The organism is Variovorax sp. JS1663, assembly GCF_002157355.1.
GTDB lineage: Bacteria > Pseudomonadota > Gammaproteobacteria > Burkholderiales > Burkholderiaceae_C > Variovorax.
The window spans coordinates 108,495-123,759 of sequence record NZ_LYMK01000001.1 but is presented as its reverse complement, the minus strand read 5'-3'; the positions used below and the strand labels follow the sequence as shown (position 1 = coordinate 123,759).

At 66.9% G+C, this 15,265-nt stretch carries 18 protein-coding genes; 11 read left to right on the top strand and 7 right to left on the bottom strand.

What is annotated here, in order from left to right; translation table 11 throughout:
* The first annotated feature begins 1 nt into the window (after window position 1).
* The 11 genes from A8M77_RS00710 (at window position 2) to A8M77_RS00660 (ending at window position 9,279) form a co-directional block, all read left to right on the top strand.
* Complete coding sequence (locus A8M77_RS00710) at window positions 2-1,183, top strand: thiolase family protein (RefSeq protein WP_086919668.1); 1,182 nt, start codon at window positions 2-4, stop codon at window positions 1,181-1,183.
* Window positions 1,180-1,980 (top strand): enoyl-CoA hydratase/isomerase family protein, encoded by an 801-nt coding sequence (locus A8M77_RS00705; protein ID WP_017405989.1) that lies wholly within the window; start codon window positions 1,180-1,182, stop codon window positions 1,978-1,980. Before A8M77_RS00710 ends, A8M77_RS00705 begins: the two co-directional genes overlap by 4 nt.
* Window positions 1,981-2,009: 29 nt before the next feature.
* Window positions 2,010-2,792 carry an SDR family NAD(P)-dependent oxidoreductase gene (locus tag A8M77_RS00700; protein ID WP_026062537.1) on the top strand — a complete coding sequence of 261 codons (783 nt, stop codon included), beginning with the start codon at window positions 2,010-2,012 and terminating at the stop codon, window positions 2,790-2,792.
* Window positions 2,793-2,939: 147 nt separating this feature from the next.
* Entirely contained in the window at window positions 2,940-3,662 is a 723-nt protein-coding gene (locus tag A8M77_RS00695; protein ID WP_017405991.1) for a glutathione binding-like protein, read from the top strand.
* A gap of 45 nt (window positions 3,663-3,707) precedes the next feature.
* Complete coding sequence (locus tag A8M77_RS00690) at window positions 3,708-4,316, top strand: 2-hydroxychromene-2-carboxylate isomerase (protein WP_017405992.1); 609 nt, start codon at window positions 3,708-3,710, stop codon at window positions 4,314-4,316.
* A gap of 60 nt (window positions 4,317-4,376) precedes the next feature.
* Window positions 4,377-5,567, top strand: a complete 1,191-nt coding sequence (locus A8M77_RS00685) for an ABC transporter substrate-binding protein (RefSeq protein ID WP_017405993.1) — start codon at window positions 4,377-4,379, stop codon at window positions 5,565-5,567.
* A gap of 16 nt (window positions 5,568-5,583) precedes the next feature.
* Complete coding sequence (locus tag A8M77_RS00680; RefSeq protein ID WP_017405994.1) at window positions 5,584-6,351, top strand: ABC transporter ATP-binding protein; 768 nt, start codon at window positions 5,584-5,586, stop codon at window positions 6,349-6,351.
* Window positions 6,348-7,064: an ABC transporter ATP-binding protein gene (locus A8M77_RS00675; protein ID WP_026062538.1), complete on the top strand. Its 717-nt coding sequence runs from the start codon at window positions 6,348-6,350 to the stop codon at window positions 7,062-7,064. Before A8M77_RS00680 ends, A8M77_RS00675 begins: the two co-directional genes overlap by 4 nt.
* A gap of 20 nt (window positions 7,065-7,084) precedes the next feature.
* Window positions 7,085-7,957 (top strand): branched-chain amino acid ABC transporter permease, encoded by an 873-nt coding sequence (locus A8M77_RS00670; protein ID WP_016452539.1) that lies wholly within the window; start codon window positions 7,085-7,087, stop codon window positions 7,955-7,957.
* A gap of 11 nt (window positions 7,958-7,968) precedes the next feature.
* The gene (locus A8M77_RS00665) at window positions 7,969-8,964 is read left to right on the top strand and encodes a branched-chain amino acid ABC transporter permease (RefSeq protein WP_227472656.1); all 996 of its coding nucleotides are present in this window, start codon (window positions 7,969-7,971) and stop codon (window positions 8,962-8,964) included.
* 9 nt (window positions 8,965-8,973) lie between these two features.
* Window positions 8,974-9,279: a hypothetical protein gene (locus A8M77_RS00660; protein WP_017405997.1), complete on the top strand. Its 306-nt coding sequence runs from the start codon at window positions 8,974-8,976 to the stop codon at window positions 9,277-9,279.
* Here A8M77_RS00660 and A8M77_RS00655 read toward each other — a convergent pair.
* From A8M77_RS00655 to A8M77_RS00615, 7 genes are all read right to left on the bottom strand, one after another.
* Window positions 9,272-11,254: a relaxase/mobilization nuclease domain-containing protein gene (locus A8M77_RS00655; protein ID WP_035884628.1), complete on the bottom strand. Its 1,983-nt coding sequence runs from the start codon at window positions 11,252-11,254 to the stop codon at window positions 9,272-9,274. The genes A8M77_RS00660 and A8M77_RS00655 overlap by 8 nt on opposite strands.
* 477 nt (window positions 11,255-11,731) lie before the next feature.
* The gene (locus A8M77_RS00645) at window positions 11,732-12,331 is read right to left on the bottom strand and encodes a S26 family signal peptidase (RefSeq protein ID WP_035884629.1); all 600 of its coding nucleotides are present in this window, start codon (window positions 12,329-12,331) and stop codon (window positions 11,732-11,734) included.
* Entirely contained in the window at window positions 12,328-12,852 is a 525-nt protein-coding gene (locus A8M77_RS00640) for a DUF2840 domain-containing protein (protein ID WP_026063021.1), read from the bottom strand. The genes A8M77_RS00645 and A8M77_RS00640 overlap by 4 nt, the downstream gene beginning before the upstream one ends.
* Window positions 12,849-13,112, bottom strand: coding sequence for a hypothetical protein (locus A8M77_RS00635; RefSeq protein ID WP_035884638.1), 264 nt, complete (start codon window positions 13,110-13,112; stop codon window positions 12,849-12,851). Before A8M77_RS00635 ends, A8M77_RS00640 begins: the two co-directional genes overlap by 4 nt.
* Window positions 13,109-13,747 carry a ParA family partition ATPase gene (parA, locus tag A8M77_RS00630; protein ID WP_035884630.1) on the bottom strand — a complete coding sequence of 213 codons (639 nt, stop codon included), beginning with the start codon at window positions 13,745-13,747 and terminating at the stop codon, window positions 13,109-13,111. Before parA ends, A8M77_RS00635 begins: the two co-directional genes overlap by 4 nt.
* Window positions 13,748-14,012: 265 nt before the next feature.
* Complete coding sequence (locus A8M77_RS00620; protein ID WP_017407915.1) at window positions 14,013-14,873, bottom strand: replication initiator protein A; 861 nt, start codon at window positions 14,871-14,873, stop codon at window positions 14,013-14,015.
* Window positions 14,874-14,899: 26 nt separating this feature from the next.
* Entirely contained in the window at window positions 14,900-15,190 is a 291-nt protein-coding gene (locus A8M77_RS00615; RefSeq protein ID WP_026063033.1) for a helix-turn-helix transcriptional regulator, read from the bottom strand.
* Window positions 15,191-15,265 lie beyond the last annotated feature (75 nt).

The following is a 15,265-nucleotide window of genomic DNA, read 5'->3' as shown; positions in this document are numbered from 1 at the left end:
GATGAATGACCATGAACCCGTTATCGTCGGTGCGCTGCGCACCCCCGTGGGCAAGCGCGGCGGGCGCCTGCACAAGTGGCATCCCGTCGATCTGATGGCCGAGACGCTGCGCCAGTTGGTCGAGCGGTCCGGCGTCACCCCCGCCGATCTGGACGACGTGATCATCGGCTGCGTGCTGCAGTGGGACCAGCAGCACGGCAACCTGGGCCGACATGCCGTATTGGCGGCGGGGCTGCCCGAATCCGTGCCGGCGGTGACGGTCGATCGGCAATGCGGCTCGGGCCAGCAGGCGGTGAGTTTTGCCGTGCATGGCATCCAGGCGGGTGCCTACCAGTTGGCCATCGGCGGGGGGGTGGAGTCGATGTCGCAGGCGCCACTGCCGCCGTCGTTCAAGCCCGGCGCGCCGCTCGGTTCGCAATACAGCCCGCGCGAACTGGCGCGCTACCAGGACAACCCGCTGATACCGCAAGGCGTTTCGTCGGAGTTGCTGAACACGCGCTTCGGCCTCACGCGTGAAACCCTGGATGCCTCCGCAGTGCGGAGCCATAAGCGCGCCACCGAGGCGATTCAGGCCGGTCGCATCAAGGACCAACTGGTGCATCTGACCGAGGACCCGGCCGACCCGAACAGTCCGGTCGTCGCCGCCGACGAGGGCGTGCGCGCCAACCCCGACCCCGAAAAGATGGCCACGCTGAAAGCCGTGTTTGCCGCCAACGGCACCACCACCGCCGGCAACTCGTCGCAGGTCAGCGATGGTGCCGCCGCGCTGCTGATCGCCAGCCGCGCCTATGCCAAGAAGCATGGCCTGAAGCCGCGTGCGCGCTTCGTCAGCACGGCAGTGGCCGCCGCCGACCCGGTGATCCAGTTCACCGCCGTGCTCGACTCCACCCGCAAGGCACTGAAGGAATCGGGCCTGACCATCAACGACATCGACCTGTTCGAGGTCAACGAGGCTTTCGGCGGCGTACCGCTGATGTTCCAGCAGGAGTTCGGCATCCCGGACGACCGCCTCAACGTCAATGGCGGCTCGATGGCCATCGGCCATCCGCTGGGCTCCACCGGCGCGCGCATGCTCACCGACCTGCTGTATGAACTGGAGCGCCGGGGCGGCCGCTATGGCCTGCAGACCATCTGCGAGGCTTCGGGCACGGCCAACACCACCATCATCGAGCGGCTTGCATGAGCGGGGCCACCATGAGCGAAGCCAGTGAAGTGCTCGTGAGCCGTGACGGCGCCGTCGTCACCCTGACCATCAACCGCCCGCGTGCGAAGAACAGCCTGAACCGCGCGGTATTCGATGGCCTGCGCGCGCAGCTTGCGCAACTGCGCGACGACGATGCCGTGCGAGCCGTCATCATCACCGGCGCCGAGGACGTGTTTTGCGCGGGCGCCGACATCACGGCCTTTGAAGTGCTGCGTGCCGCGCCGCTGCTGGGCGACCGCTCGGCAACGGGCTGGGACTTTTTTGCGGCGCTGGGGCGCTTCCCCAAGCCCGTCATCGCGGCGGTGGAAAAGGTCGCGCTGGGCGGCGGCATGGAACTGGCGCTGGCCTGCGACATCGTGATTGCTGGCGAGTCCGCCAAGTTCGGCGTGCCGGAAGTCAAGCTGGGCGCCATTCCCGGTGCCGGCGGCACCCAGCGCCTGGTTCACGCCATCGGCAAGTCCAAGGCCATGGCGCTGCTGCTGACCGGCGATTTCATGGACGCCCGCAAGGCATGCGACGTTGGCATCGTCGCCGAAGTGACGGCTGATGGCCAGGCCCTGCCGACGGCGCTGGCGATGGCCTGCCGGATTGCGGCCAATTCGCCGCTGGCCGTGGCGCTGGCGAAAGATGCGGCCCTGGCCAGCTTTGAAACCCCGCTCGCGCAGGGCCTGGAGCATGAGAAGCGCAATTTCGTTGTCGCTTTGCGTTCGGCCGACAACCTCGAAGGGCAAGCGGCATTCCTGGGCAAGCGCACCCCCAAATTCACCGGCCAATAACGCCTGTCTGTCATCTTCAAGGAAAAACCATGCAACTCAATTCCGACATTTCTGCCGTCATCACCGGGGGGGCTTCCGGCCTGGGGGCCGCCACGGCCCGGCGTTTGGCCAGCCATGGCGTCAAGGTCGCCATCTTCGACATGAACGAAGCCGTCGGCCAGGCGTTGGCCAGCGAGCTTGGCGGTGTTTACTGCAACGTGGACGTGACGTCCGAGGAGCAGGTGGACGCGGCCTTCGCCAAAGCCCGTGCCGCGATCGGGCAGGAACGCATTCTGGTCAACTGCGCCGGCACGGCCGACGCCGTCAAGACCGTCAGTCGCGACCGGAAAACGGGCGAGATCCGCCCGAGTGCGGTGGATCGCTTCAACCGCATCGTGCAGATCAACCTGGTGGGCACGTTCCGCTGCATTGCCAAATCGACGGCGGGCATGCTGGCGCTGGAACCGCTGGCCGACGGCGACCGCGGCGTCGTGGTCAACACCGCTTCGGCCGCTGCGGTGGACGGCCAGGTCGGCCAGGCCAGCTATGCCGCCAGCAAGGCCGCCGTCATGGGCATGACCTTGCCGATCGCACGCGACCTGATGGACGAAGGCGTTCGCGTCAACACCATCCTGCCGGGGATCTTCGGCACCCCCTTGCTGCTGGCCCTGCCGGACAACGTCAAGCAGGCGCTGGCGGCCAGCGTGCCCTTTCCCAAGCGTTTGGGCGACCCCGATGAATTCGCGCAGGCCGTCGAGTTTCTGGTCACTTGCGGCTACATGAACGCTGAGTCCATCCGCGTGGATGGGGCCCTCCGCATGGCGCCGCGCTGACGCCTTGAACCCTCGAAGAGCTGCGCATGATGTCGTCAACCCGAGAAAGCCACGCAACGGGAGCCTGGAATGTCAGGGGGTCGGCCACGGGTGCCTGCAAGTCATGGCGTGATGTCGATCCGCAGCTCGGCAGGAGCGTCATTCGCCATGATTGACCTGCATTACGCACCGACACCCAACGGCTGGAAGATCTCCATCCTGCTGGAGGAACTCGGACTTCCCTATACGGTGACTCCGGTCAACATCCGCGCTGGCGAGCAATTCAGGCCGGAATTTCTGGCGATCAGCCCGAACAACCGCATTCCGGCCATAGTGGACCATGCGCCGCTCGACGGCGGCGGCCCGCTTTCGGTGTTCGAGACCGGCGCCATCCTGGTCTATCTGGCCCAGAAAACCAACCGCTTCCTGCCCACGGATCTGCGCGGCTTCACCCAAACCATGCAATGGGTGATGTGGCAGGTGAGCGGACTGGGGCCCATGCTCGGCCAGCATGGTCACTTTGCGCTGTATGCGCAGGAAAAGATCGCCTACGCGATTGAGCGTTACCGCGACGAAGCGGCACGGCTGTATCGCGTGCTCGATACCCAGCTCGGCAAGACCGGCGCCTATGTCGCTGGCACCGAGTACGGCATCGCCGACATCGCTTGCTTTCCCTGGACCATGACCCACAAGGCCCAAGGCTTCACGCTCGACGACTTTCCCCACCTCAAGCGCTGGTACGCCAGCGTGCGCGGCCGGCCCCAGGTGCAAGCGGGGCTGGCGGTCGGCAAATTCGAGCAAGAGCCGCTGGACGACGAAGCGAGAAAGAACATGTTCGGCCACAAGGCCAGGGAGCTGGCGGAACGGAGCGCCATTCCGGGGCGCGAGTAGCGCGATTCCGGAATCCAGTGACGCCCCAAAAACACAGGAAACACCATGATCGAATTCTTCTTCGACTGCTCCAGCCCCTGGACTTATCTCGCCTTTCATAACATCCAGCCGCTCGCCAAGGAGCTTGACGTTGAGATCACATGGCGGCCGATCCTGGTCGGCGGCATCTTCAACACCATCAATCCCACCGTCTATGCCTCGCGCGAGACGCCGGTGCCGCAGAAGGCCCGCTACCTGAAAAAGGACCTAGCGGATTGGGCCCGCTCGACGGGGCTTGCGATCAAGATGCCGCCGACGGTGTTTCCCGTCAACAGCGTGAAGGCGATGCGCGGCTGCATCTGGCTCGGCAACGACATGGCGCCGTTTGCCCGCGCCATATTTGAAGCCTATTGGGGCGACGACCAGGACATCTCGCAGGACGCGGTGCTGGCGCAGGTGTGCCAGCGCGTTGGCATCGAGCCCGCCCAATTCTTTGCAGGCATCGGCGAGCAGGCGATCAAAGACCAGCTCAGGGCCAACACCGATGAGGTGGTCGCGCGCGGCGGCTTTGGCTCACCGACCATCTTCGTGGACAAGACGGACATGTATTTCGGCAACGACCGCATGCCGCTGATCCGCGAAGCCGTGCTGCGCTTGCAAGGGAAGGCGGCCTGATGCCGCAGGCCAGGGTTCACCCATCCATCCATTCATCTCACCACCACCACAGGAGACACCATGCAAAAAAGACAATTCATCACCATGCTTTCCGGCGCCATGCTGACCGGCGTTTCTGGCCTGGTCCGCGCGCAGGGCGCGGGCACCCCGGGCGTGACGGATCGCGAGATCAAGATCGGCTCGACCGGACCGCTCAGCGGCCCGGCCGCAGGCTATGGCATCGTCGGCAAGACCATGTCTGCATGGTTTGACCTGGTCAACGCCGAGGGCGGCGTGAATGGGCGCCAGCTCAAGCTGGTGCTGGCCGACGATGGCTACAGCCCGCCGAAAACCCTGGAGCAATCGCGCCGCCTGGTGGAGCGCGATCAGGTGGCTTTTCTCGCGGCGCAGATAGGCTCGTCCACTGGGCTGGCGTCGCGCAGCTATCTCAACAACGCCAAAGTACCGCAACTCTTCGTTTCGTCCGGCTCCGCCACGTGGCTGGATGATGCGGCTAAGTTCCCCTGGAGCATGGGCTGGCTGCCCCTGTACACCGACGAAGGGCGCATCCTGGCCAGGCACATCCTGCAGACGCGGCCCAACGCGAAGATCGCCATGTTCTACCAGAACGACGACGCCGGCAAGGATGTGCTGCGTGGCGTGAAGGAGGTTCTGGCTGCCGCCGGGAAGAAGCTCATCAGCGAAGAGTCGCATGAGGTGTCGGATCCGACGGTGGACTCGCAGATCGTCTCCATGCATGCCTCGGGCGCGGACGTGCTGGTGGCGTGGGGTTCGCCCAAAGCCACCCTCCAGTCGCTGCGCAAGACCCACGACATCGGCTGGCGCCCGGCCATCTACATCAACCCGAGCGCATCTTCGGTGCCCGCGGTGCTGACTCCGGTGGGGCTGGACAAGGTCAAGGGCATCATGAGCGCCGCGTTCCTCAAGGATCCGAGCGATCCGACCTGGAAGAACGACCCTGGTGTCCTGGCCTGGCATGCCTTCATGGACAAATACAACAAAGGCGCGGCCAAGGAATACCTCACCGTGCTCGGTGCCTGCCTTGGGCAAGTGACAGTGCAGTTGCTCAAGCAGTGCGGCAACGACCTCTCGCGCGAGAACATCATGCGGCAGTCGCGCCGCCTGGACATGGATTTGCCCATGATGCTGCCGGGCCTGCGTGTCAAGACCAGCGACGCCCGCCCTCACCCGATACCGGACATGCGCATCCAGCAGTTCGACGGCACGAGCTGGAAGGTGATGCCGTCCTGACGGGGCGAGCGCAGCGATGGAACCCATTCTTTCCGTACGCGACCTGACGATCCGCTTCGGCGGTGTCGTCGCGCTGGACGCCTTCTCGATGGACGTGCCCGAGGGCTGCATCTTCGGCCTGATCGGGCCGAACGGCGCTGGCAAGACGACCTGCTTCAACTGCATCAGCGGCCTGTACCGGCCCACCCACGGCAGCGTGCGCTTCGGCCAGGCCGAGTTGACGCGCCTGCCGCGCCACGGCGTGGCACGGCTGGGTCTGAGCCGCACCTTCCAGAACGTGGCGCTCTACCCCTCGCTCACGGTGCGCGAAAACGTGATGGTGGGTGCGCACGCGCGGCTGCCGGTGTCGATGCTGGGTGCCGCGCTGCGCTCGCGCGCCGTCCGTGCCGCCGAGGAAGAAATCGCGCACTCGGCTGACGCGGCCCTGGCCACGCTGCGGCTGTCTGACTATGCCGACCGGGGCGTGGCGGAACTGCCAGTGGGCATCCAGCACCGCGTGGAAATCGCGCGGGCGCTGGTGACGCGGCCCAAGCTGCTGCTGCTCGACGAGCCCGCCGCTGGCCTCACCGCTGGCGAGGTCGATGAACTGCGCGACGTGCTGCTGCGCCTGCACGAGGAATTGAAGCTGACCATGGTGGTCGTGGAGCACAACATGCGCTTCGTGATGAAGACCTGCTCCGACCTCGCGGTACTGAGCTTTGGCCGCAAGCTCGCCCAGGGCTCGCCCGAGGAAGTGGCCAACAACGACGCCGTGCTCGATGCCTATCTGGGAGGTGTGCTGTGACCCAACGGCTTGAAATCCGCAACCTCGCGGTGGCCTACGGCCGAACGGCGGTGGTGCATGGCATCGACCTGCACGTGCAGGCCGGCGAGATGGTGGCGCTGCTCGGCGCCAACGGCGCGGGCAAGACCTCCATCCTGCGCGCCATCAGCCACCAGCAGGTGACTGCCAAGGGCACGCTGCGCTTCGAGGGCCAGGACATCATCGACATGGCCGCGCCCGCCATCGCCTCGCTGGGCATCGCCCACGTGCCCGAAGGGCGCGGCACCTTTGGCGACCTGACGGTGCTGGAGAACCTGCGCGTGGGCGCCATCCACCGCCGCGACAAGGACGGCATCGAGCAGGACATCGCCCGGATGCAGACGCTGTTTCCCAAGCTGTCCAGCCGCGCGAAGCAAGCGGCGGGCACGCTCAGCGGCGGCGAGCAGCAGATGCTGGCCATCGCGCGCGCGCTGATGATGCGCCCCAAGATGCTGCTGCTGGACGAGCCTTCGTTCGGCATCGCGCCGCGCGTGACGCAGGAGATCTACGAACTCCTGCACCAGTTGCGCGAAACCGAGCACCTCACGGCGCTCATCGTGGAGCAGAACGCCCAGGTCGCGCTGAACCTAGTCAACCGGGCCTATGTGCTCGAAAGCGGGCGCGTCACTGCCCAGGGCACCGCAGCCGAGCTGCGCGAAGACGACGCCGTGCGCCGCAGCTACCTCGGCCACTGATCAAAAAGAGGTTCATCACCATGCAAGCATTCCTTCACCAGATAGCTTCGGGCCTGGCGGCGGGCGGCATCTATGCCAGCCTCGCCATCGCGCTCGTGCTCATCTATCGCTGCACTTCGTCCGTCAACTTCGCGCAGGGCGAACTGGCGATGTTCTCCACCTATATGAGCTGGGCGTTGGTTCAGGCGGGCGCATCATGGTGGGTGGCCTTCGCCGTTGTGGTCGTGGGTTCCTTCCTGCTCGGGCTGGCGCTGGAGCGGGTCATCTTCCAGCCCCTGCGGCACAAGCCGGTGCTCTCGGTCGTGGCGGCCAGCATCGCGCTGCTCATCATCTTGAACAGCCTGGTCGGCTGGCTGTTCGGGCATGAGATGCTGGAGTTCGCCACGCCGTTCGGTGGAGTCCTCAGCCGTGCCGAACCCTATCTGTCGGCCCACGAGGTCGGCGTTCTGCTCGTCACCCTGGCCGAACTGGCGGCGGTATTCGCGTTCTTCCGCTTCACCCGGTTCGGCCTGGCGATGCGTGCGGTGGCGGTGAACGCGCCGTCGGCGGAACTGTCGGGCATCAGCACCAACAAGGTGCTGGCCGTGGGCTGGGGTCTTGCAGCGGTGGCCGGTGCCGTGGCGGGGCTGATGGCCGCGCCCATCGTGTTCCTGGAGCCGTCGATGATGATGGGGCCGCTGATCTACGCACTGGCGGGCGCGCTGCTGGGCGGCATCGCCAGCCCTGTGGGCGCCGTGGCCGGGGGCTTCGCCGTCGGGGTACTGGAGAACCTGCTGGGCGCCTACGTGGTCGGCAACGACCTGAAACTGACCTGCATCATGCTGTTGATCATCGCGATGCTGGTCTTGCGGCCCGCCGGTATCTTCGGCAAGACGGCCCAGGTGAGGGTGTGAGCATGAGTACCATGAGCGCCCCACTCAACATCCGCCCGGTGGCATCGCCCACCTGGTTGCGCTGGACGGCCTCGGTGGTCGGGCTCGCGCTGCTGGCCTGGTCCTTTAGTTGGCAAAGTTATCCGTTGTACGTGATGACGCAGGTGCTGATCTATGGCATCGCCATCATGGGCCTGAACCTGCTCACCGGCTACACGGGCCAGATCTCGCTCGGCCACAGCGCCTTCTTCGCCATCGGTGCCTATACCGCGGCGGTGCTCTCGCATCACCTGGGCTGGCCGTTCTACGTGGGCGTGCCGGTGGCGGCGCTGTTGTGCTTCGTGGCGGGTTTCCTCTTCGGCTTCCCGGCGCTGCGGCTGCCCATGCTTTATCTGGCGCTGTCCACCTTCGCGGTGGCGGTGGTGACACCGCAGGCGCTCAAGTGGAAAAAGATCGAGTGGCTGACCGGTGGCGTGGCGGGGATCGTCCTGGAAAAACCTGTGTTCCCAGGGGTGCTGGCCGACCGGGCGGACTGGGCCATCATGGCCTGCGTTGCGGCCTGCGCGCTCTGCGCCTTCCTGCTGGCGCGGCGGATTCTCGGCTCGCAGTTCGGCCGCCTGGTGGACGCCTCGCGCGACCAGCCGCTCGCGGCGGCGGCGGGCGGACTCGACATCACCGCCCTGCGCACGCAGATGTTCGGCCTCAGCGCGGCGTTCACCGGCCTGGCCGGTGCCCTGAGCGTGGTGGCGGGCCAGTTCGTCGCGCCCGAGAACTTTCCCTTCCTGCTCTCGGTGTCCCTGCTGGTGGGCAGCTTCGTGGGCGGGGTGCGCAGCCTGTGGGGCGCCTTCCTGGGGGCTGCCTTCATCGTGCTCACGCCCAACCTGGCCGAGAGCGTGTCGCAATCCGCGCCGTGGATGATCTTCGGCTTCGCACTGCTCGCGGTGGTCTTCCTGGCCCCTAATGGCTTGAGCGGCTGGATCACCAGCCTCTGGCGCAGGCGTGCAAATTCCTCATCCGCCCAGTCTTAGACGCTTTCCATGCAGCCCGTCTTCGTCGCTGGCACGGGCATGACCCGTTTCGGCAAGCACATTGACTGCGGTCTCAAATCGCTCGCCGCCGAGGCGATTGGCGAAGCCATTGCCGATGCAGGCATCACCCCGTCCCAGCTGCAGGCCGCCGACATGGGCAACGCCGCTGCTGGTGTCATGGCCGACCAGGTGCTGATCCCCGGACAGGTGGCGCTGCGCGGCATGGGCATCGGGCGCATTCCGGTCGTCAACATCGAGAACGCTTGTAGACGCATCCTTGCAGTGGGTGCTCGATATGCTGCTGGCTTCAGATAACAGATAAGCCCTGTTGCCGTCGGATTTGCCAGGATACGCGGCCGTCATGTACCTGCGCAGAAATCGGCATACCGAGTCGTTGTTCGATGACAGGCCTCCATGGCACCAGGCTGAACCCCATGCCATCATCGAGCATGGCGTAGCGCCCGCTGGCCAGCATGACGCTGCGGCGGTAGATACCCGCCACGCGCTGGCCATCGGCCACGGGCCGGTGCTCCAGGCCAGTTTCGGCGGCCAAGTCCTTCGCGGCATGCGCTACATCCCGGCTGCGCAGCATTGCCAGCAGATTGCGCGCCAGGATGACGCGTTGGCCGCGCCGCTCGGCCAGCCCCTGTTCGGCCAGGAAGTCGGTGCGCTGTTGCATTGCCTGCTTGGCCTCGCCGCCAAAGCCCAGGTCGCCCAGGCCAGAGCCACCGCCGATCAACTGCTGGTCAAGCCAGGTGGCCCCGATCACGCGGGCCTGCCGCTCGATGGGCAGGTGCGATTTCAGCTCCACGGCCACGCCGCCCAGGCGCTGCGCGTCGTAGCGACGGCCCTGATCGGGCAGGTCGCCCGGCACCTTCCATAGCCCTTCGGCCACGCGCTCCACGATGCCTGCCCGGCGCAGGGCTTCCAAGCGCCGGACGTGGGCCGCGACGACTTCCTGCGGATCGCGGCCCGGTACGGCCTGGCCCTGCGCGATAGCAAGGTGGTGGTCGGTGCGGTACAGGCCATCGCTCGCCAGCACGGCGATGTTCTTGTCAGCCGCGCGCACGTCGGCCGATCCCTTCACCTCCACCACGGCGCCGGTGGGATAGTTCGCCAGCTCGTCGCGGGTGTTGAGCGCGACGTAGTGGGCCTTGCCGTCCACCCCGTCGATGACCAGATAGCCGCGGTCGCGCAGCTCGTCGGCCAGCCCCTTCGCGGCCACGCGGCCGAGAATGGTTCGGCTATCGTCGCCCGGCTCGAACACCGCCAGTTCGCGCGGCTCGCCGCGCATGGCACGCTGCATGGTGCGGATGATGTCGCCACGCTCGCCCAGGGCGCGCAAGGTCTTCTCGGCATCGGCATGGACGGCCCAGGTGCCCGGCTGCGCCTCGTCGGCCAGTCCCAGGCGCTGCAAGCGTTGCAGGCGGCCGATCAGCAGCAGGCGTTGGCGTTGCAGCTTCGGTTCGTTGAAGCGTTCGATCTGCACCCGGCCGTCTTCGCCGGCCTCGCGTTGCAGCGTGCGATCCAGGCTCGTCCACCGCTCCTGCTCCACCTCGCGTTGCAAGGTCTGCTGGATCTCCAGTTCGGTGCGCGGCCCCAGCCATTCGGTCGCCAGTTCAGCGGCACGATGGCGGAATCCATCAGCGATGTAGTCGCCGGCGATGATGAGGTCTTTGCCGGTGTCGTCGCGCCCGCGCACGATCAAATGCGTGTGGGGGTTGTCGGTGTTCCAGTGATCCACCGCCACCCAATCCAGCCGCGTGCCCAAGTCAGCTTCCATGCGGTTCATCAGATGCCGCGTGTAGGTGCGCAGGTCGTCCAGTTCGGCCCCGTCCTCGGGCGAGACGATGAAGCGGAAATGGTGCCGGTCGTCGGCGCAGCGTTCCTTGAAAGCATCCAGATCGGCTTCGTCGGTCTGCGGCCCATAGGCCCGGCCTGGCTCGCCATCACGGCCCACACCATCGCGCTCGATGTAGCGCAGGTGCTTGGCGAGCGATTGCGGGCTGGCCCGCTGCTGGTTGACCAGCAAGGTTTTGATAGTCACACGCCGCGACATGGGCGTGAGCTTCGCGCCCGCAAACCGCGCCGCCGTATGGCCGCGCCCCAGGCGTGAGCCGGGCCGCTGGCCGGTGGCCTTGCCGCCGATGGCCGATGCCGGACGGCGCACCGAGGACTTGCCGCCACTGGCCTTGCCGGCCTGCTGGAGCACCTTGGAAACGAAGCCCTGGCCGCGGTTTTTTGGAGCGCTGGGGCGGATGCGGAAATCGTCGTCGCGGCGGTTGATCATGACTTCTCTCCCTGAAAGCTGGGGCGTAGTCCGTCGTGCGAAGCACGCGGACAAGCCCATATCGACGCGGGCCACGCGCCACAAGCAGCACGGCGGCGAAGCCGCTGCGTGCCGCGCCGCCCCCACGTGCAGACAGGCTTTCGACGCGGCCCGGTGCCGCGTCCTTTTGTCTTGCCTTCCGCATTTGCCGCCCCTTGCACCCCAGGCTCTCGCTTCCGGCACGTGCGGCCCGGCGGCGCTGCTGCACCCGCAGCCAGCGCCCCGGCGAACACGGCGGTGGCCGCAGGCCAGCCGTGTTTGAGGCAAGACGCCTGCACGTGGGACGGCTGCGCCGGAAGCAGCGCGAAGTGCGGTGCCGGATACGCAAAATCGGCACCTGCACTGCACTGCACGCGCGACGACACGGCGACAAACAGCAGAACGACACGCCCGATGGCACGATGAGATGCACGGCGACGTGCAGCGAATCGGCGGCCATCATGGGCGCGACTCCAGCCAGACCGGGCGCGCAACGCCGATCACGGCGGATGCGCTGACCGGCCCGAAATACCGGCTGTCGAACGACGCCGGATTGGTGACGCTGAGCAGGAACAGCTCGCCGGACTCAAGGCGGCGGCACTGCGGCCAGGATAGCAGCGGCCGGCCCCAGCGATCAGCTGGCAGCACGGCGGCCGAAGGCACGCCGTCGATGCGGACAAAGCCCCTAGTGATGCACACCTCTTGTGGCGCCATCGCGCCCACACGCTTGAGCAGCGGGATGCGCGTCGGCAGGTAGCCGCGCTGCGCAGCGAGCGCGGCAGCTTCGGCGGGCAGCGGCACCAGCACGATGCTGCCCACGTGCAATGGAGGTTGCAGCGGACGTAGCGGCGAGCTGGTGCGACGGTCGAGTGGATCGACGCGATACCAGCCGACCGCTACGCTGTCCGACGGGTTGTAAGTCAGGCGCGGCAGCGGGTGCTTGAAGGACGCCCAGGCGAGCGCAGCGAGGCCGAAGGCGGACAGGCCCGCCAGCACGAGGCGAGCGCGCAAACGTGAGTGCGCTGGCGAGCGAGAAAGGGATGCTGTTGTGACCGTCATGACAGCGCCCTCCCGGCCAGCCAGGCGGCGTGCCGCTCGGCGGTGTACTCGGGCAGCGGCAAGCGCGCCGCGAGCCGGTTGCCCAGCGTGCGCCAGTACGCGGGCGAGGCGCCTGCAGGCGCGATGCCCAGCGTCTCGATGCCGTCGATGCGCTCCAGCACGGCGCGCACCGACTGTTCACCTTCGATGTGCAGCAACAAGCGCGCGCCCGGCTGCACACCGGGGATGCGCTGCGCGCCATCCATCGGCATGCACGCTTGCATCACCATGAGCTGCCAGCGGATCGTGCCGTAGTCATTGGCCTGCCAGCGAATGCGGCAGAGAACCGCGTTCGGCGTGAACACCGCGCAGCGACGCCAGCGGTCGAACCGGATGATGCGCGCAGGATCGCCGAAGCGCAGATAGAGGTCGAAGCGTTGGTCGATGTAGGCGAGTGCAACGCGCGTCAGCGGCACGCCGTCGGCTTGGCCGATCGGCGGGGCAGATGAAGGCGGCAATGCTGTCGAAACTGGTGTGGTCATGGAGACTTCTCCGGAAATTCCCGCTCCAGCAGCGCGCGCAACAGATCGGCCACCGTCACGCCTTGCGTGAAGGCCGATACCTTGATGCGCGCCCGCATGGCGGGCGCAATGTCGAGGGTCAGGCGGGCCGTGTAGAGGTCGCCTTTCTGGAGGTCATCGGCGCTGCCCTGGCGAATCCACGCCTCGGCGTGCGGATTCGCGGGCGGACGCGCACCGATGCCGATGCGCTTGCCCGAGCGTTTGCTGGCGGTACTGCTCATGACGGCCACCGCAGCAGTTCATCGACCAACGCGGTGATTTCGCGGGCGGCGACGCTGCCAGGCGCCGTTTCGCGTGCGAGCCGGCCAGCGGCCACGCTGTCGGCGAACACGATGCGCTGATGCACTTCCGCGCGCAGCGCAGGAAGCGGCTGCTCGGCCAGCGCGCCGCGTGCCTCCCGTCCGATCACGGTGGTGCTGACGCGCCGGTTGATGACAAAGGCCGCGCCGAGCAGCGGCCGGAACACCTGCGCCTCGCGGATCAGCGCCACCATCTCGGCACTGGCCCACAGGTCGTAGGGACTGGGCTGCACGGGAATCAGCACGCGCTCGGCCGCCAGCAGCGCGGAGCGCGCCAGCGCCGCGATGCGTGGTGGCCCGTCGATGACGACGTGATCGGCCCGCCTGGCGAGTTCTGGCGCTTCCTGGTGCAGGGTTTCGCGTGCAAGGCCCACAGCGCTGAACAGCCTTGGCAAGCCTTGCTGGCTGCGGCGCTGTGTCCAGTCCAGCGCGGAGCCCTGCGGATCGGCATCCAGCAGGATTACCGACTGCCCGCGCATCGCCAGCTCGCCGGCGATGTGGGTGGCGAGCGTGGTCTTGCCCACACCGCCTTTTTGGTTGAGCAGCGCGACGATCATGGCCTGGACCTCCCTGCTGGAGAACCTGGCTGTCGCTGCTGGTTTTCGTGGCTCTCGTTCGCCGGTTGGGTGGTTGTCCACCGAAACGCGGCGCTGCTACTACCAGTTAGAGAATTTAAGTTAGGGAAGTTAAGGGAAGCCGAAACCCGCGCCAGCATTGGCTTTGCGGCCGATGGACACGCCTGATAGCACGATAGTCCCACGCCTGATAGCACGATACCGGGCACGCCTGATAGCACGAGCCCGTCCACAGGACGCGCACCGTTTATCCCCGTGCCGTGGGCGGCACGGGACGCATGGGACGGAAGGTCAGCAGCTCGGCGCCATCCAGCCGCTCGATCCCCAAGACGTAGCCCGGCAGCGACTGCCGCGCTACCAGCGCGCGCAGGTCGCAGGCAAAGTCGTAGGGCTTGGCCGTGCTGCCCGACTTGCGGTGCAGGTGCCGGAAGTCGAACTGCCAGCCGCCAGGCTGGTGGCCGCCGTGCTTGCGCACCAGGCGGTACAGCCAGCGCTCGATCCCGCCCGTGAGGCGGAAGTACGCCGGGTCGATGGTCAGCACCAGAGCGGCATCGAGCACGCCCGCATAGAACCAGTCCGGCAGGATCAGCTCCAGCCCCAAGGGCGTGCCTTTGGCATCGGCCAGCTCCTTCCACTCGTTGATCCACGAGAAGCGGTGCAGGCGCCGCCCAGTCGTCTCGCGGATCGACGTGGCCACCGTGGTGGATTGCAAGCGATCTAGGGCTGCCTTGAGGCGCTGGTAGTCGCGCAGCGACGTGCCGCGCCCGATGAAGCGCAGGATCTCGTAGGGCGTGGCCTGCATTAGCCGCGACGGGCGCAAGCCCGCGTCGCGCGCTTCCACGATCTGGCTGGCCGCCCAGATCAGCACGTCGGCATCCCAGATCGTGGCGATGCCGTGCTCCTGCGTGCCCTCTACGCGGATCGTGATGCCGCTGGCGCGAAAGTCGATCGGCGCGACGCGCCGCGACTTCGTCAGCGAGAAGAACGGAAAGGCCATCAAGTCCTGGCTGTCGCGCGGCGCCATGTCGCCCGGCAAGGCGCGGAACAGGTCGAGCTGTTCGCGCTCCTGCATCGGTCGCTGCCGCATGGGCAGCGCAGGGCTGGACATGGCGAAGGCCACCCGCGCGCCAGTGATCAGCGCGCACGGCTGTCCGCCGAGTGCTGCTCGGCGTATTCGGGATCGGACGTGCTCTCGAAGCTGCGCTCGGCGGCCCAGGCATCGAGGTCGGCCACTGCGTACATGACGCGGCGGCCGAACTTGCGGAACTTGGGGCCGCCACCCAGCACGCGCTGCTTTTCCAGCGTGCGCGGCGACAGCCGCAGGTACTCGGCAGCCTCGTCGTTGGTGAGATAACGTTGCGGCTGTGCAGCAGTGGCCGGGGTAGCTGCGGGTGCGGCGGTAGGCCGCAAGGGAGCAGGACGCATGGTGAGAACCTCCATCGGTTGCAGGGCTCCGGCCACACAGCGCAACCGGATGGAGGCAGTCTCAGAAAACGAAGC